The sequence below is a fragment of the Schaalia odontolytica genome (assembly GCF_031191545.1).
Classification (GTDB): domain Bacteria; phylum Actinomycetota; class Actinomycetes; order Actinomycetales; family Actinomycetaceae; genus Pauljensenia; species Pauljensenia odontolytica.
This window is the reverse complement of record NZ_CP133472.1, coordinates 2,429,471-2,455,831: the sequence shown is the minus strand read 5'-3', so window position 1 is coordinate 2,455,831 and position 26,361 is coordinate 2,429,471. Positions and strand designations below refer to the sequence as shown.

Below are 26,361 nucleotides of genomic sequence, written 5' to 3'. Positions count from 1 at the left end.
CACAACCAATAGAGAGGGACGGCGCGCTTTTGCGTGCCGTCCCTCTCCTTTTCACGGCTTAGTGCCGCTCCGGTACCGCCCGTCGTCTAGTATTGGGTGGTTGAACGCGCATCGCGCACCAGGCACAAGAGCGCCATACGGCGTAGGAATAGAGGATTGACACCATGGCAGAAGAGACTCGAGGACGCGGCGAATTCGGCCGTGGTGGATACCAGAAGCGCCAGCCGCAGTGGCGTGACCGAAACGGTGAACGTTCCGACCGTAGCGACTGGGGCAACTTCCAGCGTCGTGATGATGATCGTCGTGGTGGTTTCCGCGATGACCGTCGTGATGGTGAGCGTCGTGACTTCCAGCGTCGCGATAACGATCGGCGTGATTTTGGCGGTCGCGATGATCGTCGTGGGGATCGCGGTGGCTACCAGCGTCGTGATGACCGACGTGGAGGCTTCGAGGACCGAGGTCGCGGCGGGTTCCAGCAGCGCGATGATCGCCGCAGCGGTTACCAGCGTCGTGACGATGATCGCCGTGATTTCGGTGGTCGTGACGACCGTCGTGGTGGTTACCAGAAGCGGGATGATCGTCGTGGTGGTTTCCGCGATGACCGTCGTGATGGTGAGCGTCGTGACTTCCAGCGTCGCGATAACGATCGGCGTGATTTTGGCGGTCGCGATGATCGTCGTGGGGATCGCGGTGGCTACCAGCGTCGTGATGACCGACGTGGAGGCTTCGAGGACCGAGGTCGCGGCGGGTTCCAGCAGCGCGATGATCGCCGCAGCGGTTACCAGCGTCGTGACGATGATCGCCGTGATTTCGGTGGTCGTGACGACCGTCGTGGTGGTTACCAGAAGCGGGATGATCGTCGTGGTGGTTTCCGCGATGACCGTCGTGATGGTGAGCGTCGTGACTTCCAGCGTCGCGATAACGATCGGCGTGATTTTGGCGGTCGCGATGATCGTCGTGGTGGTTACCAGAAGCGGGATGATCGCCGTGGTGGTTTCCGCGACGACCGGCGCAAGGACGATTCGTACAAGAACTACGCTTCGACGGACGAGTATGTGTCGCCCAACGGTAATGAGCCGACGATTCCTGCGGGCGTTAGCGCCGATGAACTGGACCGCGACGCCCTGCGTGCTCTGACGACGCTCTCGGGCCCCAACCGCGACATCGTCGCCCGTCACCTCGTGATGGCTGGGCAGCTCATCGATCTCGACCCGGAAGCTGCCTACCAGCACGCACAGGCCGCGGTTTCCCGCGCTGGCCGCGTCGACGTCGTCCGCGAGGCAGCTGCACTGACCGCCTACGCATCCGGCCGCTATGAGGAAGCGCTGCGCGAGGTGCGTGCGGTTCGACGCATGCGCGGGGACTCGTCTCTACGTGCGGTCGAAGCGGACGCTGAACGTGGCCTCGGCCATCCCGAGAAGGCCGTTGAGATCATCGACGCGACCGATGCTTCCTCTCTCGACCTTGCCGAGCAGGTCGAGCTTGTGCTTGTGTCCTCCGGTGCTCGTGCAGACCTCGGACAGGCCGACGTTGGTCTCGTGATCGTCGATGATGCGCTCGCCGCGCTGCCCTCATCTGTTGACGACGAACTCCGTCGTCGCCTCATGGAGGTGAAGGCTGAGCGGCTCACCGAGCTCGGCCGTGACGACGAGGCTGCCGAGGTCATCGCCTCTATGCCCGTCATCGCCGAAGATGCTGAGATCATCGACGTCGCCCTGTACCAGGATGCGGACGTCGATGGCAAACGTTCTCCGCTGCGCGGCACCGGCAATGCCCTGGCTGAGGACTACGACTGCGCGCTTCTTGATCTCGACGGCACCGCCTGGTCGGGGGACGAGCGCATCGAGCACGCGGCCGCGTCTGTCATCGAGGCACGCGGACTCGGTATGGCGTCGGCTTTCGTCACAAACAATGCGATGCGCACGCCCGCGCAGGTCACGGAGAAGCTGAACAGCATGGACTTCGCGGCTACCGCCGAGATGGTGATGACCTCTGCGATGGATATCGCAGCGATCATGGCTGAGGAACTTGACGAAGGTTCCAAGGTCCTCGTTATCGGCGGCGCCGGTCTGCGCCTCGCCCTGGAAGAGCGCGGCTTCGTTCTCGTTGACAGCGCGGACGATGAACCCGCGGCCGTCGTGCAGGGTCTCGACAAGCAGGTCGATTGGGCGCTCCTGTCCGAGGGTGCCTTCGCAATCGAGCGCGGCGCGGCGTTCTACGCCTCCAACCTCGATGCGACGCTCCCCGTCGAGCGTGGCCAGGCCCTCGGCAACGGCTCCCTTGTGCGTGCGATCCAGCATGCCACGCGTCAGCGCCCCACCGCCGGTGGCAAGCCCGAACCCGGCATCTACCGCCGTGCGAGCGAGCTCGTGGGTGCACACAACCCGCTCGCCATCGGTGATCGCCTCGAGACGGACATCATGGGTGCGGTGGCCGCAGGTGTTCCCGCCATGCATGTGCTTACCGGTGTCCACATGGCGCGCGATGTCATCCGTGCGCCTCGCGGACAGCGCCCGAGCTACCTCGCGATCGACATGCGTGGCCTGCTCGAGGCGCATCCTGCCCCGAAGCATCATCGCGACGGCACCTGGACGTGCGGCCTCTCCCAGGTGGCGAAGGCACAGCGCTCCGGCGTACTCACCCTCGATGACGTTGAGCTTACTGAGCCGGTGACGATCACGATCGACTCCTACCGTGCGCTCGCAGCCGCTGCTTGGGAGTACGCAGATTCGGCTGGCTCCGCTCCGTCCTGCCCCGAGATCACCGTCGTCAGCAACGATGATCCGGCGGGCATCGTGACCGCTCCCGAGCCGACCGCGGCGCTTGAAGACGACAATGACTTCTTCGACGTCGCAGCCAACGCGGACAGCTTGCCGGAGCCGGGTGCCGAGACGCCTGCGTTCCTGCCCGGCGAAGAGGAGCTCGAGCAGCTTCTTGAGGCGACCGCCGATATGGACGACGAGGCCTGATGGCCCTTCGCGAACAGACGGAAGCCCGGCTTGTCGGTTTCGACGAGCTCGCAGCGTCAGCGCAGATCGCGACGCTGCGGGCCATCGAGGCTGATCTACGCCGGGCTCTGTCTGCCGACGTACCGATTGGTGGGCGTGTACCTGGCGGACATGTTGATGTCCCCCGTGAGGATCGGAGTGACAGGTGAGACTTCGTCGCATTGATTCGGAACTTGTGCGCCGCGGTCTCGCGAAGTCACGCTCGGCGGCCGCTCAGATGATCGAGGATGGCCGCGTCAAGCTGGACGGGCAGATCGTCTTGAAGCCGGCACGCCAGATGGATCCTGCCCAGGCGATCGTTGTCGAGGAGACCGACGATCCGGAATACGTCTCGCGTGGCGCGCATAAGCTCGCCGGAGCCCTCGACGCCCTCGGGGACAAGGCTCCTCCGATCGAAGGGCGCCGCGCTCTGGATGCCGGTGCATCGACGGGAGGATTTACGGACGTTCTGCTGCGACGCGGTGCGGCTTCCGTCGTCGCGGTCGATGTGGGATACGGCCAGCTCGCCTGGAAGCTGCAATCTGATCCGCGCGTTGAGGTGCGCGATCGCACTAACGTCCGGACCCTGGATCCCGCTTCCGTTGCCCCCGCCCCCCAACTCGTCGTGGGGGATATGTCGTTTATTTCGTTGACACTTGTTCTCCCGGCTCTCGTTGCTGCGGCGGCGCATGATGCCGACTTCCTGCTTATGGTGAAGCCTCAGTTCGAGATCGGGAAAGAACGCCTCGGCCACGGGGGAGTGGTTCGCGATCCGGAGCACCACGTGGAGACTGTGGAGACGGTCGCTCGATGCGCCATTGACTTGGGGCTTGATATCGTGGCCATCGCCGCATCGCCACTGCCAGGGCCCAGCGGAAACGTGGAGTATTTTGTGCACATGCGGCGCAACCACCCCGAACCAATCGACCCGTTGCAACTGACCGCCTACATTCGTCAGGCCGTTGCGGCTGGTCCTGCTGGAGAACGATCATGACTCGTGTCTTGATGGTGCGCCATCGTCATCGCCCCAACGCGGTCACCAGTGCCGTGAGCCTCACACAGGCTCTCAACGAGCGCGGTATTGAGGTGGTAGACGACGCGTCTGTTGACCGTATCGATATGGTGCTGTCGATCGGCGGCGACGGAACCTTCCTGGCGGCGGCGTCGAGCGCGCGTGCCCTGAATGTCCCGCTGCTCGGTATCAACGCGGGCCACATGGGATTCCTGACGGAGCTGGGCGATAAAGGAACGGGTGATCTTGCGCGCAAGATCGCCGACAGCGACTTTTCGGTCGAACGACGCATGACGCTCGATGTCACGGTGGAACGTCCCGATGGTTCAAAGGCGGACGACTGGGCCCTGAACGAAGCAGTCGTCATGCACACCGACGTCGCGCACCCGGTCCATTTCGCCCTTGTGGTCGATGGGCAGGAAGTGTCGACGTACGGGGCAGACGGCATGATCCTGTCTACGCCGACCGGCTCCACAGCCTATTCATTTTCCGCTGGTGGTCCGGTTGTGTGGCCAGATACCGAGGCAATCGTCGTTGCCCCGTTGGCGGCGCACGGCCTCTTTACCCGTCCTCTCGTCGTCGGCCCGTCCGCATGCGTTGAGATCGTCGTTCTCGATGACATGTGGACTGCGCCCGAGATGTGGTGCGATGGCTTGCGACGCATGACGGTTCCGGCGGGTGCTGTGGTTCGCGCTCGCGTGGGTTCGTCCCCCGTGCAGCTCGTGCGGGTCGATGACACGCCGTTTTCCGCGCGTCTCGTCCGGAAGTTTAACCTCCCTGTGCGTGGTTGGAGGGACGCTGCGCGGTGATTGAGTCTCTCGATATCTCCCATCTCGGTGTCATCGCTAATGCGCACGTTGATTTCGGATCCGGCCTCATCGTTGTCACGGGTGAAACTGGCGCGGGTAAGACGATGGTGCTCTCGAGCTTGCAGCTGTTGCTGGGCGCTCGCGCTGACGCCGCGCTCGTTCGTAGTGGCGCGGAGCGCCTGTCGGTGGACGGCACTTTTTCCGTGACACCTGACATCGCAGCGCGCGTCGAGGAAGCTGGTGGCCTTGTCGAAGGCGATGAGTTGATCGTCGGCCGCTCCGTGCGGGCCGCCGGCCGTTCGCGCGCACACCTTGGCTCGCGTCCCGTTCCTGCTTCCGTCTTGGCTGACATCGTGGGCTCGATGGTGACGATTCACGGGCAGTCCGATCAGATCCGGCTGACCGGCGAGGCTGCGCAGCGTCGAGCGTTGGATCAATTCGGCGGCTCCACACATGCTGCATTGCTCGAGGAATACCGATCGGCATTCCGTCACGCCGTCGAGGTGAAGCATCGTCTCGATTCGCTGCGCGGCGACGCAAGCGAACGAGCGGAAGAACGTGAGGATCTTCGTGCAGCTATCGCGCAGATCGAGGAGCTGAACCCAGAAATTGGGGAAGAAGAGGACCTCGTGCGCGAGGCCGCGCGCCTGACGAACGTGGAGGACCTGCGAGCCCTCGTGGGTGCGTCGCTGGGCTATCTCAAGGGCGATGATCGAGGCGATTACGCGGGGGCTGTCGAGGCCGCTCGTCATGCCTATGCGCAACTCGACGATGCTGCCCGCTTTGACGAGGCCGTGGCTGAGTTCGTGGGCCGTGCCCGCAATCAGGTGCTCGAGTTGGAAGCACTCGCCGATGATGTCTCGGCGTACCTGTCTCGTCTCGATGCGGACCCGGAGAGGCTCGCGCACATCCACGCGCGGCGCGCTGCCATCAAGGACGCCCTGCGCGGACGGGCGTCAGATATCGAGGGGCTCCTCGTCTGGCTAGAAGAAGCCCGTGCTCGTTTCGAGGAGCTTTCCTCGCCCGGCTCTGACCCCGACAGCGTCGAGCGCGAGCTCGTCACGGCTCAGCAACGCGTTCTTGAATGCGGGTGCCGAGTCACACAGTCGCGCGCAGGCCTCGCAACCGAACTGGCTGCGGGTGTCAACGAAGAGCTTCATGCGCTGTCGATGCCCGACGCAACGTTGCATATCGAGTTAGAGCCGACGAAACCAACCTCGAATGGATGCGAAACCGTCGTCTTCCGCCTGCAGCCACATCGCCATGCCCCTGCCCGTGCGCTCGGCCAGGGTGCTTCCGGCGGCGAGCTTTCCCGCGTCATGCTAGCCCTCGAGCTGATGCTCGGACGGACCGAGGCCTCGTCGACGTTCATCTTCGATGAGATCGACGCCGGCATCGGCGGGCAGACCGCGACCGAGGTCGGTGCGCGCCTCAAGCGCCTCGCATCATCGCGTCAGGTTATCGTCGTGACTCACCTTGCCCAGGTTGCCGCGTTTGGGGACCAGCACCTCGTCATCGAAAAGGACGACGGGACGACCACCGTGCGCGAAGTGCACGGTGATGCACGCGAAGCTGAACTGACTCGAATGATGGGTGGGGATCCGCACTCGGCTGCGGCGCGCCGCCACGCTTCGCAAGTCTTGGCTTCCGCCGTGTCACAATCGCAGGGATGAGCGAAAAACTTTCAAAGGATTCAAAGGCCCGATCGGGACGCGTGCGCGTCGACGACCGCCCCAAGCACCTCGCAACGCGCCTCGAGCGCGGCGAGATCGCCGTCATTAACGTCGCGGATTTGGACCGTGACAGTGCAGCTGCGCTGGTCGAGGCGGCACCCGCCGCGGTCCTGAACGCCCAGCCATCGTTGACCGGCCGCGTGGCTGCTCTGGGTCCCCGTCTTATTCTCGATGCGGGTATTACCCTCGTCGACGACCTCGGCCAGGACATCATGTCGCTGCGCGAGGGACAGGACGTGACGGTTACGGGCGGTAAAGTCCTTGTCGATGGTGGCGTCATCGCCACGGGCAGGTTCGTATCCGAGGACGATCTGAACGTCGAGGTGGCCGACTCGAGCGCGCTTTTTGCCGGATTCGAGGGCTCCATCGAGGACTACCTGACGCAGGACGGGGCAACCGTCCTGCGTGGCGAAGGCGTGCCTTCGATTGATGGGCTTGGTAAACGGCCGATTCTTCTCGTGACGGCAGCGAGCGACGCCATCGCTGATCTCAAGGCGCTCGCCCGGTGGCGGTCCGAGGCGGCTCCTTTCGTCATCGCCGTCGATGCTGGCGCAGACGTCGCGCTGAAGGCCCGACTGGGCCTCGACCTCGTTGTGGGCGACGCGGATCTGATGAGCGAGAAGGCCATCCGGCGCGCCCGCGCTTTCGTCGTTCGGGTTGGCGGGGACGGCCTCGCTCCGGGTGCACAGCGCCTTGATCGCATGGGTGTTGTCTATGAGCAGGTGGCGATGGCCGGGACGTCTCTCGACGCGGCTCTCGTCGTCGCGGCACATTCGGGCACCACTGCCGTCGTGACGGCGGGCGTTTCCTATGGTGAAGCCGAGCTTGTCGACGCTGGACGCGCGCTCGTCGCACCGGCCTTTTTCTCCCGTCTTGCGGTCGGCTCGCGTCTCATCGGTGCGCAGGCGGTGGCGGCAACCTTCCGTCCACGCCCGCGTGGCTGGGTCCTCGTGCTTCTCGCCCTGGTTGCGATCGCGCTGATGGGAGTCGCTTTGTGGTCGACTCCGTGGGGTAACGATCTGCTGCACCCCCTTACTTCTTTCTTTGTCTCGCTGATGCACTCCGCTGGAGGAACCCAATGATTAACTTCCGTTACCACGTCGTCTCGATCATCGGGATTTTCATCGCTCTCGCAGTCGGCGTCGTCCTCGGGGCTGGGCCGCTTCAGAGCCGCATTCAGTCTGGCATGAGTACGTCGTCAAGCTCTGTCGGAGCAGATCCTCAGCTCAGCGCCCAGGCCGATGCTGAGGCCGCGGGACTGAAAGCTCTCGCTTCGTCCACGCTGTCGGGTTCCCTCGCGGGGGCGAAGATCGCACTCGTTGTGGCACCCGGCGCATCGGACGACGATGTCAGTGCTCTCCGCTCGACCCTCACCGATGCCGGCGCGAGCGTTATTGGTCGCGTGACACTGAGCGACAACTGGCAGTCCACATCGATGAGCCAGTACCGTACGACGCTGTCGACCACGCTTGCCTCTCACCTCACCTCCGGTGCGGCGAAGACGGCCAGCGCCGACGGCGTCGTCGGATACTCGATTGCCCAGGTTCTCACCTCGACCGGCTCGGAAACCGACCTGCTGCGCCAGATCCTGACGGACGAATCGACGCCGATCATGACGATCGACGAGGACCCTTCTGGGACTGCAACGACCATCGTCGCCGTGGGTCCGCGTGCGCAGGCGAGCGCTTCCTCCGGCTCTACGCCCACAGCGGTGACCGCGAGCACCGACGCGTGGGTAGGCCTAGCTCAAGCCGTCGGTTCGACGTCGGGCGTTCTCGTGGGGGACGCATCAACGCGCGACGCGATGGTGAGCCAGGTGCGCGCCAGTGGAACCGCTGTGACGACAGTTGACTCGGTGGGTACGACGTTGGCTGCTGTCGATGCGGCTCTTGCCCTGGCCACACCGTCGCCGAATGCGCGCGCCTACGGTGTCGGAACAGGCGCTCAGTCGGTGATTCCGCCGACCAAGTAATTCGCGACCGCTGCTGCAACTAGCGGCCCCGCTGCCCGATGGATTGAACTGCCTCCCGTTTCTTGGACATCGAAATTGAAGTCCAGGGAATGGGGCGCAGTTCATGATTGGGGGAGCGGGGCTGCTTCTTGTGAGGGGGTGATGCACGTGCGGCACCCAGGCGCTACGCCCACGCGAAGGCCTATACTCGATCCACACAGACGAGTTCGACGAGAGTGAGACTCATGCATTTCCTGTCTAGCACCCAGGCCCTAACCATCGCGGATCAGCCGAGCACCCACGAAGTCGCGCGCAGCGAGGTCGTGTGGAGCGGGCGTATCGTCGACATGGTCGAAGACCGTGTTGTCGTCGTCAAGGGGCAGGAACCCGTCGTCCGTCAATACACCCGCCATCCCGGAGCAGTCGCCGTCGTCGCGATGCGTGGAGAATCGGGCGGCGAGGAAATCCTGATGGAGCGCCAATACCGGCATCCAGTGCAAGCGACCCTGTGGGAGATCCCCGCGGGCCTGCTCGATATTCCCGGCGAAGACCCTCTGGTCGCAGCCGAGCGTGAGCTGGCCGAGGAGGCTGATATGAGGGCCAGCCGTTGGGAGGTCCTGGTCGATTTCCTGACCTCTCCCGGCGGCACTAACGAGCCCCTGCGCGTCTTTCTCGCCCGTGACCTAGAAGCCACCGGTACCGTCTTCGAACGCGAAGATGAGGAGGCGACGATGGAGTACGCGTGGGTCCCCCTGTCCCAGGCCCTCGACATGGTGTTAGATGGGCGTCTTCACAGCCCCTCCGCAGTGATCGGTATTCTCGCGGCGCACGCTGCTCGGGGGCGCGATTGGCAGGGCTTGCGCCCCGCCGACGCTCCATGGATGCGGTAGAGAACAGAGCGTAGGCCCTAAGTCCCTCGACGTGTGGGCTGTCCGACACTCCAACACGCTTTTCGCAACGCCTATTTATCTAAATTGGCGTACACTCGTTTCCAGAGAAAAGCACAAGGAGACGCGAACGTGAAGCGTCGGAGCGGAGGACAAGTGGCAGAAGAATCAGACGCCACGACCCGACAGCAGGTGCTCGATCTCATCGTCGAAAAGGGCCCGGTGACGGCCTCGTCGATTGCGAAAGTCTTAGGGCTGACCACCGCTGCCGTTCGACGCCACATTACCTTGCTCCTTGAGTCCCAGGAGATCGCCGAGCACGAACCGGGTGCCCCGTCGAAACGCGGGCGCGGACGCCCCGCCCGCCACTACGTGGCGACGGAGCGCGCCCACATTCACTTGGCTGACGGTTACTCCGATCTTGCCTCTAAGGCACTGGGATATCTCGGACAGGTCGGTGGAGAAGCTGCGGTTGAATCCTTTGCGGCAGCACGTTCGCGTGAGATTGAACGTCGATACGCTCCGATCGTGCGCGACGCAGGTGCGGACCCTCGCGTGCGCGCGCAGGCCCTCGCTGACGCGCTCACACAGGACGGATACGCCGCCACGGTTCGTGACATCGGGGGTGGCACGCTTGCCGTTCAGCTGTGCCAGGGCCACTGCCCGATCCAAAACGTTGCGGGAGACTTCCCGCAGTTGTGTGATGCCGAGACCGTTGCCTTTGGCAAACTCCTCGACGTCCACGTGCAAAGACTTTCCACGCTTGCCGGCGGCGGACACGTGTGCACGACCCATATTCCCGTGGGTATGCCCGTCGTCCGCCCCGGCGCGCGGAATGTGCGACGCAAGTAGCACGCAGTTAAGAACGAGAGGTTGATATAACAATGACGCAGGCACCCGCCTTGGGCGCTGAGGACCGTCGTATGACCGATGACGAGATCATCGATTCGATCGGCGGTTACGAGTACGGTTGGCATGACTCCGACGACTATTCCAAAGACGTCCCCACCGGCATTAATGAGAGTATCGTCCGCTTCATTTCGGACGTTAAGGACGAACCGCAGTGGATGCGCGAACGTCGCCTGAAGGCGCTCGAGCTTTTTGAGCGCAAGCCGATGCCCGCTTGGGGACCCGACCTGTCACACGTGGACTTCGACGCGTTCAAGTACTATGTGCGCCCCACGGATCGTCAGGTCAACGACTGGGAAGACCTCCCAGAGGAAATCCGTGACACCTATGACCGTCTGGGCATCCCCGAGGCTGAAAAGGCGCGTCTGGTCTCCGGCGTCGCCGCGCAGTATGAATCCGAGGTCGTCTACCAGCAGATCCAGGAGGACCTGGAGCGCCAGGGCGTCATCTTCACCGACACCGATACCGGTCTGCGCGAGTACCCCGAGATCTTCGAGGAGTACTTCGGCAAGTGCGTGCCCGCCGGCGACAACAAGTTCTCGGCACTGAACACCGCCGCCTGGTCCGGTGGATCCTTCGTCTACGTCCCCAAGGGCGTGCACGTGACGATCCCGCTTCAGGCGTACTTCCGCATTAACACCTCCGCCATGGGTCAGTTCGAGCGTACGCTCATCATCGCCGACGAGGGGTCCTACGTTCACTACGTCGAGGGCTGCACCGCCCCGATCTACGACGAGAACTCGTTGCACTCCGGCGTCATTGAGATCTTCGTGAAGAAGGACGCGCGCGTGCGCTACACGACCATTCAGAACTGGTCGACCAACGTGCTCAACCTGGTTACCCAGCGTGCGATCGTTGAAGAGGGCGGCACCATGGAATGGGTCGACGGCAACATGGGTGCTGCGATCACCATGAAGTACCCGGCCTGCTTCCTTATGGGGGAGCACGCTCGCGGCGAAACTCTGTCCATCGGTTTTGCCGGCCCCGGACAACAGCAGGACACCGGCGCGAAGATGGTGCACATGGCACCGCACACCTCGTCGTCCATCGTGTCCAAGTCCGTCTCGCGCGGCGGCGGACGCACGTCCTACCGCGGCCTCGTCCAGGTCAATGCTCGAGCCCGCCATTCCAAGTCGAACGTGCTGTGCGACGCTCTGCTGGTCGACAAGATCTCGCGTACCGACACCTACCCCTACGTCGACGTTCGCACCGATGACGTCGAGATGGGGCACGAGGCCACCGTCACCAAGGTGAGCGCCGACCAGCTCTTCTACCTCATGAGCCGAGGCCTGGACGAGAACGAGGCCATGGCGATGATCGTGCGTGGCTTCGTCGAGCCGATCGCCAAGGAGCTGCCGATGGAGTACGCCCTCGAGCTCAACCGCCTCATTGAACTGCAGATGGAAGGATCCGTCGGCTGATGACGACCCCCAATACTATTGTCGAGACCATGAACAAGGCCCACTCGCACGGGGCCGATGCTGAGAAGGCTCACCCCTCGCGCGCGGACCGTCCCACGTCGTTCAACCTGAGCGACATCGCCGTTCCTCACGGACGCGAGGAAGATTGGCGTTTCACCCCGATGCGCCGCATCGAGCGACTGTTCGAACCGGCCAACTACGATGCGGGCGATGCGCCGGTTGCCGTCGAGGCCCCCGCCCCCGTCCTCGTCGAGACCGTGTCGCGTGACGACAAGCGTCTGGGCACCGTCCTGGCTCCCGGCGACCGCACCGCGGTCGTCGCCTGGAACGCTTTCGAGCAGGCGACCGTCGTCGAGATTCCGGCCGAGGCTGAGCTTGATGCTCCGGTGCGTATCAACGTGGCCGACATCGAGGGTACGCGCGCGCAGCACCTCGTGATTCGAGCTGGCAAGTTCTCCAAGGCGACCGTCATCCTGTCGCACACCGGCTCCGCCCAGGCTGCGCTCAATCAGACCGTCGAGGTTCAGACCGGCGACAGCGCGAACCTGACAGTCGTGTCGCTGCAGGAATGGGACGACACTGCCCTGCATGCCTCGAACCAGCGCCTGGCGCTGGGCCGCGACTCCAAGCTCACCCACATTGTGGTGACCTTCGGCGGAGACCTCGTGCGCGTATGCGCCGACACGGACTTCCGTGGCCCCGGCGCCGAGCTCAACATGTTGGGCATCTACTTCGTGGACGGCGGACAGCACCTCGAACACCGCGTCTTCGTCGACCACTCCCAGCCCAAGTGCTTCTCGCGCGTCACCTACAAGGGTGCCCTGCAGGGCAAGGATGCGCACTCGGTATGGATCGGCGACTGCCTCATCCGCGAGGCTGCCGACGGCACGGACACCTACGAGCTGAATCGTAACCTGGTGCTCACCGAGGGTGCGAAGGCCGACTCGGTTCCTAACCTCGAGATCGAGAACGGCGAAATTGAGGGTGCCGGACATGCGTCCGCGACCGGTCGTTTCGACGATGAGCAGCTGTTCTACCTGATGAGCCGTGGTGTTCCTGAGCACGAGGCACGCCGCCTGGTCGTGCGCGGCTTCTTCGCCGAACTGATCAATCAGATCGGCGTTCCCGAGGTGGTTGACCACCTCATGGCAACCGTCGAGGCCGAGCTGGCCAAGTCCCGTAACAACTGAGCTGTAAGGAATACACATGTCGACTCTACGTATTAAGGATCTGCACGTCTCCGTCGAGACCGCCGAGGGCCCCAAGGAGATCCTCAAGGGTGTCAACCTGACGATCAACTCCGGCGAAATCCACGCCATCATGGGCCCCAACGGCTCCGGTAAGTCCACCATGGCCTACGCGCTGGCCGGTCACCCCGACTACGAAATCACCTCGGGCGAGGCGTGGCTCGACGACCAGCTCATCACCGAGATGAGCGTCGACGAGCGAGCGAAGGCCGGACTGTTCCTGGCCATGCAGTACCCCGTCGAGGTCGCTGGCGTGTCCGTCTCCAACTTCCTGCGTACCGCGAAGACCGCGATTGATGGCCAGGCACCTGCCCTGCGCTCATGGGTGAAGGACATGAAGAGCTCCATGGAGAACCTTCGCATGGACTCCGACTTCGCCGAGCGCGACGTCAACGTCGGTTTCTCCGGTGGCGAGAAGAAGCGGCTCGAGATCCTCCAGATGGAGCTCCTTAAGCCCTCCTTCGCCGTGCTCGACGAGACCGACTCCGGCCTCGATGTTGACGCTCTGCGCATCGTGTCCGAGGGCGTCAACCGCGTCCATGGTGAGACCGGCTGCGGTGTCATGCTGATCACGCACTACACCCGCATCCTGCGTTACATCAAGCCCAGCCACGTTCACGTTTTCGTCGACGGCCGCGTCGCCGCTCAGGGCGGCCCCGAGCTGGCCGACGAGCTCGAAGAGAATGGCTACGACAAGTACCTGGGTCTCTGATCACCGTGTCTGCGGACTTCACCGCCGCCGAGCTCGACGCGATTCGTTCGGACTTTCCGATCCTGAGTCGCCTCGGGCGCGGCGGCGCACCCATTGCGTATCTCGATGCGTCTGCTACATCGCAGAAGCCCGCATGCGTCATCGACGCGGAGGCCGACTTCTATCGGCGCAGCAACGGTGCGGTCCATCGGGGCACGCACCTGCTCGGCGACGAGGCAACCGACGCGTTCGAGAGCGCTCGAGGCACCCTGGCCTCGTTCGTGGGCGGCGCGCCCGACGAGATCGTGTGGACGAAAAACGCAACCGAGGCCATCAACCTGGTAGCTGTGTCCATGGGAAACGCGTCGCAGGGGCTGGGCGGTACCCAGTCCGCCGCCCTGCGCGTGGGGCCCGGTGATCGAATCGTCTGCACCCGCGCCGAGCACCACGCGAACATCGTTCCGTGGCAGCAGCTGTGTGAGCGTACGGGCGCCGAGCTTGCCTGGCTCGATCTCACGCCCGACGGTCGCATCGATCTCGAGACGCTCTCCGTCATCACGCCGAACACGCGCCTGGTCGCCTTTACCCACGTGTCCAACGTGACCGGTGCAGTCTCACCCGTCGCTGACGTGACGGCGGCAGCTCGCGGCGTCGGTGCCCTGGTTCTTCTCGACACCTGCCAGTCCAGTGCCCACATGCCCCTCGACCTGTCGACGCTCGACGTCGACTTCGCGGTTTTCTCCTCGCACAAGATGCTCGGACCCACGGGGGCGGGCGCGCTGTGGGCACGCCGTTCTCTCCTTGCCGCGATGCCGCCAGTTCTCACCGGTGGCTCGATGATCGAGTGGGTGACCATGGAGGAGTCGACGTTCATGGCCCCGCCCGAACGCTTTGAAGCGGGCTCCCAGCCGGTCGCTCAGATCGCGGCGTGGTCGCAGGCACTACGCTACATGTCGACGCTCGGAATGGATCGCATCGAAGCGCACGAGCACGCGCTGACCCGTATGATGCTCGATGGCATTTCTTCGATCGACGGCATCAAGGTGCTGGGTCCAAAGACGGATGTTGACCGAATCGGCGTCGTTGCCTTCGCGGTCGAAGGAGTTCACCCGCACGACGTCGGCCAGTTTATGGACTCCGTCGACGTTGCGGTGCGCGTCGGACACCACTGCGCGATCCCGCTGCACACGTTCTTCCAGGTCCGCTCCTCGGCCCGTGCCTCCGTCGCGCCGACCACGACCGTCGAGGAGATTGAACGCCTCGTCGATGGACTGGCGCAGGTGCGCGGCTTCTTCGGTCAGTAGAATTGCTTGTGATCGTCGGGTATGAAAGGTAGCCATGGGCAGTCTTGAACAGTTGTATCAGCAGGTGATCCTGGATCACGCTCGTGAGAAGCACGGCGCGGGAGACCCCTCGGGTATGGACGCGTCATCCCACCAGGTCAACCCCACCTGCGGTGACGAGGTCACTCTCGGCGTCACGCTCGATGGCGATCGCCTTGCCTCCCTCCAGTGGGACGGCGACGGATGCTCGATCTCGCGCGCGTCGCTGTCCATGATGACCGACTTGACGGAGGGCAAGTCCGCCGAGGAAATCGGCCGGCTTTACCGAGACATGGAAGTTATGATGCACTCGCGTAACCTCGGCGTCGACGACGAGATCCTCGACGAGCTGGGGGATGCGGCCGCTCTGGAATCCACCTCGCAGTTCGCCAATCGTGTCAAGTGCGCGCTCCTGGGGTGGTATGCGCTGCGCGACGCGATGGCACAGTCTGGTATCGATATTTCCACCGCGGGCGAGCCCGCCGATCAGTAAAGGAACAGGAATGAGTAACCCGATGGCTCAGTCTGAGCCGGTCGAGCAGCGCTTTGGCGCGCCCGCGCAGCCGGAAGCTCCGAACGCCGAGGTGCCCACTCGCCAGATCGATGGCACCGACGTCGTCGAGCGCGGAACTCTCGCCGCAGAAAACGTGCTGGAAGCTCTCAAGGACGTTATTGACCCCGAGCTTGGTATCAACATCGTTGACCTCGGCCTCGTCTACGGCGTCGTTATTGGCTCCGAGAACCAGGTGCGCTTGGATATGACGCTGACCTCCGCTGCTTGCCCGCTCACGGACGTGATCGAGCGTCAGGCGCAGACGATCCTGTCGGCAGTCACCGATGAGGTCCAGATCAACTGGGTGTGGATGCCGCCGTGGGGTCCGGATCGTATCACTCCGGATGGCCGCGAGCAGCTGCGCGCGATCGGCTTCAACGTCTGATAATGATGCGTGTGTCCCCGGTGCCGCCTGGCACTGGGGACACACGTGTTCTCGGTGCCGGGGCTGCGATTGCATAGCGCATGCATTCGCTACGAATCCACGGTAACGTGACGGTGGTGACACTGGAGCAAGTCAGGGTGAGGCATGAGCATGAGCGTATGGATGGTCCGGGCCGGTCACGGCGGAATATACGCGCAGTTGTGGAGGGAATCCGGAATCGTTGGGATCCGCTGGACCTTCGGCGATCGCGACGTGCGTGGGATGAACTACGAGCAGCTGCGCGACGCTCACTCTCTCGCTCATCCTAAAGAATCGGCAGCATCGGTGAGTTCCGCTGCGTCTCAGGTGCACCATTTCCTCACGGACATGACGGACAACACACGCGTTGTCACCTACGATCCGGCGGCTCGCGAGTACCTGATCGGCCGCGTGACGGGGGACTGGTACGAGTCCGACGATGACGAAGTGTCGTACGTGCGTCGCGTCCAGTGGTACGGTTCTGCGAGCCGCGATGCCCTGTCCACAGACTCGCGCGCACGCCTCGGCTGTGGAACGACGATTTTCCGCATCGCCGAAGACGTTGCGGGCGAGCTCGCCCGTGCGGCCGGTGTCCAGGGGTGGGAAGGGACGCCCCACGTTGACGATCCGAACGTCGATGACTCCGCAACCGAGCCCGCTCACCTCGAAGAGACTCCGGCGGTTGGCCTCGACGATGATGCCCGGGCAGCATCCGCGGAAGACGGCATAGAACGCATCAAGGATCGCGTGCTCGACCTAGAGTGGGATCAGATGGAGGCCCTCACGGCCGGACTGCTCCGTGCAATGGGCTACTATTCGCGCATGACGGCGCGAGGCCCGGACGGAGGTCGAGACGTCATCGCAACGCCCGACGCGCTCGGCCTGGAGTCTCCGCACATTGTCGCTGAGGTCAAACACCGTAAGAGCGCGATGGGCACACCCGAGATCCGCTCGTTCATCGGAGGGCTTCGTCCCGGGGACCGGGGGCTCTATGTGTCAACGGGTGGCTTTAGCCGCGACGCACGGCTTGAGGCTGATCGATCCAATATCCCCGTGCGCCTTATTGACTTGGATGCCTTCGTTCGCCTGTACACCAACGTCTACGAACGGGTGGATGAAGAGACACGCGCGCTACTGCCGTTGGTGCGCATCTGGTGGCCCGCCTAGAGCATTGAGAGCTCGAGGGTGGAGCTCCTCGAAAGAGTCAGCGCCCCAGAGCCTCGCGCACGAGCTGCGCGACCTTACGGCGCAGGATCTTGCCCATCTGGTTGCGGGGTAACTCGGCGATGATCACCAGTTGGCGGGGGAGCGCGTAGTGGGCGATCGTCTTTTCTGCCCAGGTGCGCACTTCCTCGAGCGTGAGCGGCGAATTGCCGTCTTCCATGATGATTGCTGCGGTGACCTCCTCGGTCGCATCGGACACGGGTACGCCGACGACAGCGACGTCGGAGACGGCCGGATGGGACCGAATTGCCTCCTCCACCTGGGAGGGGTACACGTTAAAACCACCGGAAAGAATCAGCTCTTTTTTGCGGTCCGCCATCGTGATGAAGCCGTCGTTGTTGACTCCGATGTCACCGGTCTTGAACCATCCCTCGGAGGTAAAGACGCGGGCGCTCTCATCTGGTGCATCCAGGTAGCCTTCGAAAACCTGTGGACCGCGTACGATGATCTCGCCGACCTGCCCGTCCTCGACGTCTTCGGTGTCGTCCTCGAGGGAAACGAGGCGCAGCTGCGTGGACGGGAACGGCACCCCGAGCACGCCGTGGCGGCGCTTGTCGGACAGGGGCGCGCCCGTGAGGACCGGAGCGGTTTCGGACAGGCCGTAGCCTTCGACGATCATGCCGCCGGTGGCTTCTTCCCACTGCTGGGCAAGCGCAGTCGACAGAGGCATTGCTCCCGCCACCGAGTAGCGGATGGAGCTGATGTCGGTGTGCGTCCGCGTGGCCTCGCGCAGGATGCGATCGAACATCGGTGGAACGCCGACGAAGAAAGACACCGGACGGCGCTTATGCGCGTCGAGAGCCATACGCGCATCGAACTTTGGTAGCAGCACCTGCGTGGCTGCCTTACGGACCGCGGCACACAGGAAGAAGGTCAGTCCAAACGCATGGAAGTAGGGGAGCAGAGAAAAGAACGTCTCCGCACCCTCGTGCAGCTTCCACACCCAGAACACGCACTGATTGACGTTAACGCCGATGTTGCGGTGCGTGAGGGGAGCGGACTTGGGAACGCCGTTGGTGCCCGACGTATGCAGGATGACGGCGCGGTCAGTCACCGACGGCAGCGGGTGGGATGACGCAATCGGAGTTGACGAGGCAATGGCGCGGTCCCACGATCGCGTGCCCGAGGGCACGGGTCCACGCAGCTGTTCACGCGTCTCGCGTGCCCGAGCGACGGGGAGTGTGAGCAAAAAGCGCTGGGAAGTGGGCATGCCATGTGAAATATCCACCGTGAACACGGTGTCGAGGACATCAAGAGGATACGCGTCGACGCACTTTTCCCACACGATCGCGACCGCGGCGCCGTGGCGGCTCAACTGCCCCGCAACCTCCGCAGCCGGCGCGAGCGGGTTGTGCTGCGCGGCAACGGCACCGATACGCATGCAGGCATAGAAAGCGACGAATGCCTGCGGGCAGTTTGGAAGTGCGATAGCAACCGTATCCCCGGAGCGCACCCCGGCCTCGTGCAGGACACGCGCGGCCTTCAGTACCTGAGCACGAACCTGTGAATAGGTGGTGGTGGCACCAAAGTAATCAAGGGCCACGCGATCAGGGTAGAGACGCGCGGCATCGTCGAGGAGGGTGTACAGGGACTCGTCCGGCACGGGCACCTCGTAGGGGACCGCGTCGTAGACTTCGTGAGCCTGCTCAACGATGCTGCGTGTCATGACTTCCTCCTGCGAATCGGCGAACTCAATTGTACCGAGCAGCAGAACTACTCACACCCGAGAAGCACTCCAGGTGTCGCACGTCGAGATATCGCCGGAGTCGAGGCCGCGCTGTAGCCATGCAGCGCGCTGGTCGGCGCTACCGTGCGTCCAGCTTTCCGGATTGGAAGAGCCCTGGTACTTGGCCTGCAAGCGATCGTCGCCGATGGCCTGAGCGGTTTGAAGGGCCCCCAGGATCTGATCGGCAGTCGGCGTCTTCAGGTAAGGTGTACCTGTTGTCGGATCGGGGGTGTTGGAAGCCCAGTGCATCCACACGCCCGCGTAGCAGTCCGCCTGCAGCTCGCTGCGCACGCCGGCCCCCTGAGCGCCCGTCTCGCGCGTGTCATGGGAGCGGAAGACGCCCTGAAGATTCTGGATGTGATGACCCCACTCGTGGGCGACGACGTACTCCTGTGCGAGCACCGAGTCGGAGGCACCGTAGCGCGAGACCATCTCGTTAAAGAAGCTGAGATCCAGGTAGACGGTGGAGTCGCCGGGGCAGTAGAACGGACCAACCGCGCTCGTTGCGTTGCCGCAGGCGGTCGACACCGAATCCGTGAAGATCTGGAAGTCGGGAAGCTCGTAGTTGACGGAGGTGTCTTGTGCGGACAGCTGCGTCTTCCACACCGCGTCGAGAGATTGCGCGGTGGCAACCATGCGACACTCCACGCGCTCGTTCGCGTCCGCGCCCGTTTGGCACGACGACACATCGACCGACGAAGAAGATGACGACGAGGTTTGCGGTGACGAGGACAAAAGGCTCGTCAGATCGATGCCCGTGAAGTAGGAGAAACCGATGATGAGAAGGACTCCGAGGAGAGATCCTCCTCCGACGCCCGCCACCTTACGTCCGGCGCCGGAAGTACCGACGCGGGACGGATCCAAGCGAATATTGTCGTTAAAGCTCATGGCTGCTCCCTGTTGTTAGCGTCGTCGTCCGGCCTCGTAGCGGCCAAGCATATCGGAACGGAACTCATCAAAACATCCTTCCTCGATCGAGTCGCGGATGCTGTCGACGAGTCGCAGAGTAAACCACTCGTTGTGAATGGTGGCAAGCGTCGCAGACAGGATTTCCTTAGCCTTGAAGAGGTGATGAAGGTAAGCGCGCGTGTAGTGCGTGCAGGTGTAGCATTCGCAGCCTTCGACAAGCGGCGTGAAATCGCGCTTGAAACGGGCGTTCGTAATGTTGAAACGACCGTCGGGGCTGTAGATCGCGGCGTTGCGCGCGACGCGCGAAGGATTCACACAGTCGAAAGTGTCAGCGCCCGCGGCTACGCCAGCAAAGAGATCCTCGGGTTCGGAGATGCCGAGCAGGTGTCGAGGGCGATCCTCGCCCAGTTCCTCGCACACCCACGACACGATGGTGCCGAGGTTCTCCTTTTCGAGCGCACCTCCCACTCCGAATCCGTCGAAACGCTGGCCCTCCACGTCCATGTCGGCCATCGTGCGTGCGGCCTGGCGACGCAGATCCTCCCACTGTGCGCCCTGAATGACGCCCCAGAGCTGCTGATAGGGCTTATGCGAACGTTCCTCGGTGAGGCGCTTGTGTTCGGAGAGGCAGCGGGCCGCCCAGGCGTGCGTGCGCTCGAGGGACTCTTCCTGATAGGAGCGCGGGTGCAGTAGGCTTGTGAGTTCATCAAATGCGAACATGATGTCGCTGCCGAGCTGATGCTGGATCCCCATCGACACCTCGGGATTGAAGCGATGCTTCGTGCCATCGATGTGACTGGAGAAGATCACGCCGTCGTTGTCCACGACGGCATGGGATGCTTTGATGGCCTGCATCTGCACGGCGGGATCGGTCGGGTCAGCCTTGCCGGAAAACTCCTGCGACAGGACCTTCTTGAAGCCTGCACCCAGGGACAGGACCTGAAAACCTCCCGAATCGGTGAAGGTAGGGCCCGACCAGTTCATGAACTGAGCGAAGCCGCCGGCGTCGTCAACGATGTCGGACCCGGGCTGAAGATACAGATGGTAGGCGTTGGCGAGAACCGCCTGCGCACCCAGGCCTCGAACCATCTCTGGAGTGAGCGCCTTGACGTTCGCCTTCGTACCGACGGGAATGAAAGCCGGGGTGCGGATGTCACCGTGCGCGGTATGAACGACGCCGGTGCGCCCAAGGCAGCCGTGCGTATCGAGGCGTGTGCCGATTGTGAATCCACGGTCGGGGGAGTGGCCCCCCGACGAGGCCGGGGCCTCGAACGGCGTGAGTTGTTCGGGGGCAGGGGCGCAGAGCCAGTTGTCGTTCATCGATCGAAGACCTCGTCCTTCTTGAGTCCCTCCGTGCGGCGGATTGCGGCAATAACCGGATAAGTGAGGGGGAGCAGGATCACTTCCAGGAGGACCTTGTAGAAGTACCCGGTGACCGTGTAGTTGATGAAGTTACCCAACGTCATCTCTCCGTAGAACAGAATAGTGCAGAAGAGAATCGTGTCTGCGGCTTCACCCACGATCGTCGAGCCGATGAGTCGCGCCCACAGGTGCTTCGAACCCCAGCGGCGACGAATCCATACGAGAACGTAGGAGTTGAGGAGCTGGCCAGCCAGGTAGCCAACGAGGGATGCCAGCACCGCGCGCCACACGACACCGAGAACAGCCGCAAACGCATCCTGGTTCTCGTAATCGGGCGCAGGAGGGAGGTACTGAACGATGAAGAACGTCAGGGACGCCAGAAGCGAGGCGACAAAACCCATAACGATGACGCGTCGAGCGCGCGCAAAACCGTACACTTCCGAGAGCACATCGCCGATGATGTACGTCAGCGGAAAGAGGATTGCGCCTCCGTCGAAAATCAGATAGTGCGTGGACGTGCCGAGCATGAACGCCTTGGTCGCGGCGATGTTGGAGATGATCAGCAGTGCGACGAAGGCAACGGAGACGATGTCAAGGGCGCGCGTGGGGCGCGCCGATCCAGACGGAATGGGGCTGTCGGACATGGTGGAAAAACCTCACAGGGCGAATAAATGACGGTAATACTGCGCATCCATTGTGCCTGCTTGTCGTGCCGTAGCGCGCATCGGGAGGCTACGCGGCGTGGGTTGATTCGCCCACAGGCACCCCTCCCTTTACTCTTGGAGGGTGATCAACGTCCAGGATTTCTCATTGCGTATCGGTGCCCGCGAGCTCGTCAACCACGCGAGCTTCCGTATTGATAAGGGCATGTGCATCGGTCTGGTGGGCCGAAACGGTGCCGGCAAGACGACGACGATGCGCCTTCTTGCGGGCGAAGCCGATCGCGGCGGCGCTGCCGAGTACACGGGGACGATCTCTTCCAACGGCACCGTCGGGTACCTCGCGCAGGACACGCACGTCGGTGATCCGCAGATGAAGGCGCGCGATCGCATTATTTCCGTGCGCGGCATCGACTCGATCATCGCGCGCATCCGCAAGGCTGAACACGAGATGTCCACGACCGAAGGGGCTCGTCAGCAGCGCGCGATGGAGCGCTACGTCAAGCTCGATCAGCAGTTCACCAACTCCGGTGGCTGGGCTGCCAACGCCGAGGCCGCACAGATCGCCCACTCACTGGGCCTCGAAGACCGCGTCCTCGACCAGAGGCTCGACACGCTGTCGGGTGGCCAACGGCGTCGCGTTGAACTTGCCCGAGTGCTCTTCTCAGGTGCTGACGTGTTGCTCCTCGACGAACCCACGAACCACCTCGACCACGACTCGATCGTGTGGCTGCGCGACTGGATCAAGACATTCCCCGGCGGCGTCATGATCATCTCCCACGATGTTAAGCTCCTCGGCGACACCGTCAACCAGGTGTTCTACCTGGATGCAAACCGAGCGCAGGTAGACATCTACCATCTCGGGTGGTCCGCCTATCTCAAGCAGCGCGAGGAAGACGAACGCCGTCGCCGCAAAGAGCGAGCGAACGCTTTGAAGAAGGCTGAGCACCTCAAGGCCCAGGGAGAGAAGATGCGGGCGAAGGCCACGAAGGCCGTCGCCGCTCAGCAGATGCTGCGCCGAGCGGAGGAACTCTTCGCCCAGGCGGGCACCGAGGTGGCTCAAGAGAAAGTTGCGCGCCTGCGCTTTCCTGACCCGGCACCGTCGGGGCGCGTTCCCCTCAGCGCCGAAGGACTGTCTAAGTCCTACGGCTCGCTCGAAGTGTTCACCGGCGTTGATCTCGCTATCGACCGAGGTTCCAAGGTTGTTGTCCTTGGCCTCAACGGCGCGGGAAAGACGACGCTCCTGCGCCTGCTATCCGGCATCGAGGAGCCCGACTCGGGCCGCGTCGTGCCCGGTCACGGGCTCAAGCTCGGGTATTACGCTCAGGAGCACGAGACCCTGGACGATAGACGTACCATCCGCGAGAACATGGCCGAGGCCGCACCGGCGCTGGATGACACGCACGTGCGCAACATCTTGGGCCAATTCCTGTTCCAAGGCGACGATGTCGACAAGCCCGTGTCCGTTCTGTCGGGGGGCGAAAAGACGCGACTCGCTCTTGCAACCTTGGTGGTCTCCGGCGCCAACGTCCTCCTTCTCGACGAGCCGACAAACAACCTGGATCCGGCTTCGCGCGAGGAGATTCTCGCAGCGCTTCGTGACTACGAGGGTGCTGTCATTCTCGTGACGCACGATCCGGGAGCCGTCACGGCCCTCAATCCGGAGCGCGTCCTGCTCCTTCCCGATGCTGATGAGGACCTGTGGGACGAGAGCTACCTGGACCTCGTCACCCTCACCTGACTGCAGGAGCGCCGCCGCTGCGACAAAGGCCGGGGCTGGGAATACCCAGCCCCGGCCCCGTCGTTGCCCTCAGAGCACCTTGGAGAAGAACTCCTTCGTGCGCTCCGACTGCGGGTTGTCGATGACATCGGAAGGAGTTCCGGCCTCGACGATGACGCCTGCGTCCATGAAGACGACCTGGTCGGCAACCTCGCGAGCGAAGCCGATCTCGTGGGTGACAACTGCCATCGTCATGCCGGACGCGGCCAGGTCCTGCATAACTTGGAGGACCTCGCCAACCAGCTCTGGATCGAGCGCCGAGGTCGGCTCGTCGAAGAGCATAATCTCCGGATCCATGGCTAGAGCACGGGCAATCGCGACGCGCTGCTGCTGACCGCCGGAGAGCTCAGCGGGGTAGTGGTCCGCACGATCGGCAAGACCCACTCGATCGAGGAGTTCAAGCGCCTGGGAGCGCGCCTCGCTCTTCGAACGCTTGAGGACCTGAACGGGTGCCTCCATCACGTTCTCCAGCGCCGTCTTGTGCGGGAAGAGATTGAAGCGCTGGAACACCATGCCAATTCGAGAGCGCTGGGCCGCAATCTCCTTGTCGTGGCGCTCGTGCAGCGTACCGCCCTCATCCTCGCGGTAGCCGAGCAGCTCGCCATCGACGAACACGCGACCGGCGCTAATGTCCTCGAGCATATTCAAACAACGCAGGAGCGTTGACTTGCCCGAGCCCGAGGGGCCGAGGATAACGCACACCTCACCGGAAGCAATGTCCAGGTCAATGCCCCGCAGAACGTGCAGGTCACCAAAGAACTTGTGGACTCCGCGAACGGAGACCATCGGCGTTACGGTCGTCATGGTGTCACATCCAAAAACTTGAGTTTGGTGGCCTGAGCCTTGTGATCGTCCTCAGAGGTAGACGAGGTGGCAGGGGAATCGGTCCCGGCGTTGTCACGACGCTCGAAGCCCTTGCCGTAGTACTTCTCGATGAAGGACTGAATCCACATCAACAGGCTCGTGATGACGAGGTACCAGATCGCTGCGGCAATCAGAAGCGGCACGGGGGCGAACGTCGCTTGGCCACGCTGACGCGCGATGAACGTGAGCTCGAGGGTGAAGGGAATCGCCGAGACCAGAGAGGTCGTCTTGAGCATCGAAATCGTCTCGTTGCCGATCGGCGGCACGATAACGCGCATCGCCTGCGGCAAGATGATACGACGGAAGATCGTCGCGCGCGGCATGCCCAGAGCGGTGGCGGCCTCCCACTGGCCCTTGGAGACGCTCAGCAGGCCGGCGCGCATGATCTCTGCGAGATATGCGCCCTCGTTCAGGCCGAGCCCAATGAACGCCATCCAGAAGGGAGTGAAATAGGTGGCCGTGTCAAAGGGCAGCTCCCAGCCCCACAGCGACCCAAGGAAAGGCACACCAAATGACAGTGTTGGGTAGAGGGTGGGCAGCAGGGACCAGAAAATCAGCTGCGTGTAGATAGGTGTGCCGCGGAAGAACCAGATGTAGGCCATCGCAAGCCAGCGCAGGACCGGGTTCACGGACTGACGCATGATTGCCATCGTGATGGCTAGGGCCGTACCCACGACCATCGCGAGGACGGTCAAAATGATCGTGAAGAGCACACCTTGCAAGATCGAACGTGAGAACAGCCATTCGAAAACGACCTGCCACTGGAAGTTCACGTTGGTTACGAGTGCGTGGGCTGTCATTGCCGCGAGAATCGCGGCGACGATAGCGCTTGCCCACCTCCCCGGGCGAGGCACCGGTTTCGCGTCGATCAGCTCGACGCCGTCTTTTGTGATTGCCATGAGTTCCTCAGTCGTTTGTCGCCGGGTTCAACTCGGCGGTGGTCAGCGCGGCGCTCTCTGCGCCGTATGCCCCCAGAATGTCCTTCAGGTAACCGTTGTCCATCAGGTACTGCATCGCCTTCTGGACGGCCTGCGTCAGCTGCTTGTCGTTCTTGTTGACGGCGATGCCCTGCGGGGCGGACTCGACAACGTCGCCGACCTGCTCAATCTTGCCGCCCGACAGAGAAGCGGTGTATCCGATGACCGTCGAGTCAGCCAGGGTGGCATCGTACTGCCCGCCGATCACCTTGGTGGCGATGTCGGTCTGGAGTTCGTGCGGCATGATCGTGATCTTGTCCTTGCCGTCGGCCACACACTGATCGGAAAGCTCGGTCGCATAGTCTTCTTGCGCGGTGCCGGTCTGCACCCCGATCGTCTTTCCACACGGGTTAGACGGATCAAAGTTCTTCGGGTTGCCCGCGGCGACACCGAAAGCAGAGCCAACCTGCACGTAGGAGATCAGGTTCGCCTGCTCCTCGCGCTCGGACGTGATCGTGAACGAAGAGATGCCCACGTCGAACTTGGTGCCCAGCGCCGGAATAATGGTCGGGAACTCGGCATGGTTCGTCGTGCCTTCGTTGAGGCCCATCACCTTTGCCAGCGCCTTGTTAATGTCGACATCGTAGCCCTGCGCGGTCTGTGAATCGTCGCCGAGGAACTCGGCCGGTGCGTAGTCGGCGGAAGCACCATTTCGCAGCGTGCCTCGCGTCTTTACCTCGTTCGGGAGGAGAGCCGCAATCTCATCGACGGTCGGGATCGCCGCCACGTCGTACGAGGTCGTGGAAGCGGTGGCCGTGGAGCTTGCCGCTTCGCTTGTCGACGAGCTAGGTGACGTCGGATCCGCGCACGCGGAGAGGGGGAGAGCCGCGGCGGCCGCGAAAACGATGAGGGCGTGTGCCTTCGAGATGGTCATGGTGTGCCTTCCGATGGGGGTGGGCCAAAGCCCGTGAATGCTACCATTATGCACCCTTATG

General features: G+C 63.1%; 24 protein-coding genes. 16 read left to right on the top strand and 8 right to left on the bottom strand.

All coding sequences use genetic code 11. The features are described 5' to 3' along the window. Positions 1–86 precede the first annotated feature (86 nt). Entirely contained in the window at positions 87–1,232 is a 1,146-nt protein-coding gene (locus RDV55_RS10495) for a hypothetical protein (protein ID WP_133256530.1), read from the bottom strand. Here RDV55_RS10495 and RDV55_RS10490 point away from each other — a divergent pair. From RDV55_RS10490 to RDV55_RS10420, 15 genes are all read left to right on the top strand, one after another. Next, positions 1,185–2,969 carry an HAD-IIA family hydrolase gene (locus RDV55_RS10490; RefSeq protein WP_111824544.1) on the top strand — a complete coding sequence of 595 codons (1,785 nt, stop codon included), beginning with the start codon at positions 1,185–1,187 and terminating at the stop codon, positions 2,967–2,969. The genes RDV55_RS10495 and RDV55_RS10490 overlap by 48 nt on opposite strands. 184 nt (positions 2,970–3,153) lie before the next feature. Then, positions 3,154–3,981 carry a TlyA family RNA methyltransferase gene (locus tag RDV55_RS10485; RefSeq protein WP_111824546.1) on the top strand — a complete coding sequence of 276 codons (828 nt, stop codon included), beginning with the start codon at positions 3,154–3,156 and terminating at the stop codon, positions 3,979–3,981. After that, positions 3,978–4,808 carry an NAD kinase gene (locus tag RDV55_RS10480; RefSeq protein ID WP_111824547.1) on the top strand — a complete coding sequence of 277 codons (831 nt, stop codon included), beginning with the start codon at positions 3,978–3,980 and terminating at the stop codon, positions 4,806–4,808. The genes RDV55_RS10485 and RDV55_RS10480 overlap by 4 nt, the downstream gene beginning before the upstream one ends. Beyond that, positions 4,805–6,481, top strand: a complete 1,677-nt coding sequence (gene recN / locus RDV55_RS10475; protein WP_111824548.1) for a DNA repair protein RecN — start codon at positions 4,805–4,807, stop codon at positions 6,479–6,481. Before RDV55_RS10480 ends, recN begins: the two co-directional genes overlap by 4 nt. Then, positions 6,478–7,623: a putative cytokinetic ring protein SteA gene (gene steA, locus RDV55_RS10470; RefSeq protein WP_309187972.1), complete on the top strand. Its 1,146-nt coding sequence runs from the start codon at positions 6,478–6,480 to the stop codon at positions 7,621–7,623. Before recN ends, steA begins: the two co-directional genes overlap by 4 nt. Continuing rightward, the gene (locus RDV55_RS10465) at positions 7,620–8,513 is read left to right on the top strand and encodes a copper transporter (protein ID WP_111824183.1); all 894 of its coding nucleotides are present in this window, start codon (positions 7,620–7,622) and stop codon (positions 8,511–8,513) included. Before steA ends, RDV55_RS10465 begins: the two co-directional genes overlap by 4 nt. Before the next feature lie 224 nt (positions 8,514–8,737). After that, entirely contained in the window at positions 8,738–9,382 is a 645-nt protein-coding gene (locus RDV55_RS10460) for an NUDIX domain-containing protein (RefSeq protein ID WP_111824184.1), read from the top strand. Positions 9,383–9,535: 153 nt separating this feature from the next. Further along, the gene (locus RDV55_RS10455; RefSeq protein ID WP_111824185.1) at positions 9,536–10,231 is read left to right on the top strand and encodes a helix-turn-helix transcriptional regulator; all 696 of its coding nucleotides are present in this window, start codon (positions 9,536–9,538) and stop codon (positions 10,229–10,231) included. Positions 10,232–10,263: 32 nt separating this feature from the next. After that, positions 10,264–11,709, top strand: coding sequence for a Fe-S cluster assembly protein SufB (gene sufB / locus RDV55_RS10450; RefSeq protein WP_111824186.1), 1,446 nt, complete (start codon positions 10,264–10,266; stop codon positions 11,707–11,709). Next, a complete protein-coding gene (gene sufD, locus RDV55_RS10445) occupies positions 11,709–12,899 on the top strand; it encodes a Fe-S cluster assembly protein SufD (protein WP_111824187.1) in 1,191 nt (396 codons plus the stop codon). Before sufB ends, sufD begins: the two co-directional genes overlap by 1 nt. A 16-nt stretch (positions 12,900–12,915) precedes the next feature. Next, positions 12,916–13,668 (top strand): Fe-S cluster assembly ATPase SufC, encoded by a 753-nt coding sequence (gene sufC, locus RDV55_RS10440; RefSeq protein WP_003792331.1) that lies wholly within the window; start codon positions 12,916–12,918, stop codon positions 13,666–13,668. Between the two features lie 5 nt (positions 13,669–13,673). Then, entirely contained in the window at positions 13,674–14,951 is a 1,278-nt protein-coding gene (locus tag RDV55_RS10435; protein WP_111824188.1) for a SufS family cysteine desulfurase, read from the top strand. Between the two features lie 34 nt (positions 14,952–14,985). Continuing rightward, positions 14,986–15,462, top strand: a complete 477-nt coding sequence (sufU, locus tag RDV55_RS10430; RefSeq protein WP_111824189.1) for a Fe-S cluster assembly sulfur transfer protein SufU — start codon at positions 14,986–14,988, stop codon at positions 15,460–15,462. 10 nt (positions 15,463–15,472) lie between these two features. Further along, a complete protein-coding gene (locus tag RDV55_RS10425; RefSeq protein WP_111824190.1) occupies positions 15,473–15,907 on the top strand; it encodes a metal-sulfur cluster assembly factor in 435 nt (144 codons plus the stop codon). A 144-nt stretch (positions 15,908–16,051) separates the two neighbouring features. Beyond that, positions 16,052–17,092 carry a restriction endonuclease gene (locus tag RDV55_RS10420; RefSeq protein ID WP_245907755.1) on the top strand — a complete coding sequence of 347 codons (1,041 nt, stop codon included), beginning with the start codon at positions 16,052–16,054 and terminating at the stop codon, positions 17,090–17,092. A gap of 37 nt (positions 17,093–17,129) precedes the next feature. Here the strand turns inward: RDV55_RS10420 and RDV55_RS10415 are convergent, their stop codons facing one another. Genes RDV55_RS10415 through RDV55_RS10400 form a run of 4 tightly spaced genes read right to left on the bottom strand, consistent with a single transcriptional unit; the run spans position 17,130 to position 21,790 of the window. Beyond that, positions 17,130–18,815 carry an AMP-binding protein gene (locus RDV55_RS10415; protein ID WP_111824192.1) on the bottom strand — a complete coding sequence of 562 codons (1,686 nt, stop codon included), beginning with the start codon at positions 18,813–18,815 and terminating at the stop codon, positions 17,130–17,132. Positions 18,816–18,866: 51 nt separating this feature from the next. Continuing rightward, complete coding sequence (gene ypfJ, locus RDV55_RS10410; protein WP_111824193.1) at positions 18,867–19,763, bottom strand: KPN_02809 family neutral zinc metallopeptidase; 897 nt, start codon at positions 19,761–19,763, stop codon at positions 18,867–18,869. 15 nt (positions 19,764–19,778) lie between these two features. Further along, a complete protein-coding gene (gene tgt / locus RDV55_RS10405; RefSeq protein WP_111824194.1) occupies positions 19,779–21,104 on the bottom strand; it encodes a tRNA guanosine(34) transglycosylase Tgt in 1,326 nt (441 codons plus the stop codon). Further along, positions 21,101–21,790 carry a queuosine precursor transporter gene (locus tag RDV55_RS10400; RefSeq protein ID WP_111824195.1) on the bottom strand — a complete coding sequence of 230 codons (690 nt, stop codon included), beginning with the start codon at positions 21,788–21,790 and terminating at the stop codon, positions 21,101–21,103. The genes tgt and RDV55_RS10400 overlap by 4 nt, the downstream gene beginning before the upstream one ends. A 142-nt stretch (positions 21,791–21,932) precedes the next feature. On the opposite strand from RDV55_RS10400, the gene RDV55_RS10395 reads away from it, so the two are divergent. Further along, positions 21,933–23,546, top strand: coding sequence for an ABC-F family ATP-binding cassette domain-containing protein (locus tag RDV55_RS10395; RefSeq protein ID WP_111824196.1), 1,614 nt, complete (start codon positions 21,933–21,935; stop codon positions 23,544–23,546). A 69-nt stretch (positions 23,547–23,615) separates the two neighbouring features. On the opposite strand, the gene RDV55_RS10390 is transcribed toward RDV55_RS10395, so the two are convergent. Genes RDV55_RS10390 through RDV55_RS10380 form a run of 3 tightly spaced genes read right to left on the bottom strand, consistent with a single transcriptional unit; the run spans position 23,616 to position 26,300 of the window. Further along, positions 23,616–24,389, bottom strand: a complete 774-nt coding sequence (locus tag RDV55_RS10390) for an amino acid ABC transporter ATP-binding protein (protein WP_111824197.1) — start codon at positions 24,387–24,389, stop codon at positions 23,616–23,618. Continuing rightward, positions 24,386–25,348: an amino acid ABC transporter permease gene (locus RDV55_RS10385; protein ID WP_111824198.1), complete on the bottom strand. Its 963-nt coding sequence runs from the start codon at positions 25,346–25,348 to the stop codon at positions 24,386–24,388. The genes RDV55_RS10390 and RDV55_RS10385 overlap by 4 nt, the downstream gene beginning before the upstream one ends. A 7-nt stretch (positions 25,349–25,355) precedes the next feature. After that, a complete protein-coding gene (locus RDV55_RS10380) occupies positions 25,356–26,300 on the bottom strand; it encodes an ABC transporter substrate-binding protein (RefSeq protein ID WP_111824199.1) in 945 nt (314 codons plus the stop codon). Positions 26,301–26,361: the final 61 nt, after the last annotated feature.

Excerpts from the sequence above, each read along its gene's own strand:
- tgt (WP_111824194.1), bottom strand. The coding sequence starts at position 21,104 with ATGAACGACAACTGGCTCTGCGCCCCTGCCCCCGAACAACTCACGCCG.
- RDV55_RS10385 (WP_111824198.1), bottom strand. The coding sequence starts at position 25,348 with ATGGCAATCACAAAAGACGGCGTCGAGCTGATCGACGCGAAACCGGTG.
- sufU (WP_111824189.1), top strand. The coding sequence starts at position 14,986 with ATGGGCAGTCTTGAACAGTTGTATCAGCAGGTGATCCTGGATCACGCT.
- RDV55_RS10415 (WP_111824192.1), bottom strand. The coding sequence starts at position 18,815 with ATGACACGCAGCATCGTTGAGCAGGCTCACGAAGTCTACGACGCGGTC.
- RDV55_RS10420 (WP_245907755.1), top strand. The coding sequence starts at position 16,052 with ATGAGCATGAGCGTATGGATGGTCCGGGCCGGTCACGGCGGAATATAC.
- sufD (WP_111824187.1), top strand. The coding sequence starts at position 11,709 with ATGACGACCCCCAATACTATTGTCGAGACCATGAACAAGGCCCACTCG.
- ypfJ (WP_111824193.1), bottom strand. The coding sequence starts at position 19,763 with ATGAGCTTTAACGACAATATTCGCTTGGATCCGTCCCGCGTCGGTACT.
- sufC (WP_003792331.1), top strand. The coding sequence starts at position 12,916 with ATGTCGACTCTACGTATTAAGGATCTGCACGTCTCCGTCGAGACCGCC.
- RDV55_RS10390 (WP_111824197.1), bottom strand. The coding sequence starts at position 24,389 with ATGACGACCGTAACGCCGATGGTCTCCGTTCGCGGAGTCCACAAGTTC.
- RDV55_RS10380 (WP_111824199.1), bottom strand. The coding sequence starts at position 26,300 with ATGACCATCTCGAAGGCACACGCCCTCATCGTTTTCGCGGCCGCCGCG.
- RDV55_RS10425 (WP_111824190.1), top strand. The coding sequence starts at position 15,473 with ATGAGTAACCCGATGGCTCAGTCTGAGCCGGTCGAGCAGCGCTTTGGC.
- RDV55_RS10400 (WP_111824195.1), bottom strand. The coding sequence starts at position 21,790 with ATGTCCGACAGCCCCATTCCGTCTGGATCGGCGCGCCCCACGCGCGCC.
- RDV55_RS10480 (WP_111824547.1), top strand. The coding sequence starts at position 3,978 with ATGACTCGTGTCTTGATGGTGCGCCATCGTCATCGCCCCAACGCGGTC.
- steA (WP_309187972.1), top strand. The coding sequence starts at position 6,478 with ATGAGCGAAAAACTTTCAAAGGATTCAAAGGCCCGATCGGGACGCGTG.
- RDV55_RS10460 (WP_111824184.1), top strand. The coding sequence starts at position 8,738 with ATGCATTTCCTGTCTAGCACCCAGGCCCTAACCATCGCGGATCAGCCG.
- sufB (WP_111824186.1), top strand. The coding sequence starts at position 10,264 with ATGACGCAGGCACCCGCCTTGGGCGCTGAGGACCGTCGTATGACCGAT.
- RDV55_RS10490 (WP_111824544.1), top strand. The coding sequence starts at position 1,185 with ATGGCTGGGCAGCTCATCGATCTCGACCCGGAAGCTGCCTACCAGCAC.
- RDV55_RS10465 (WP_111824183.1), top strand. The coding sequence starts at position 7,620 with ATGATTAACTTCCGTTACCACGTCGTCTCGATCATCGGGATTTTCATC.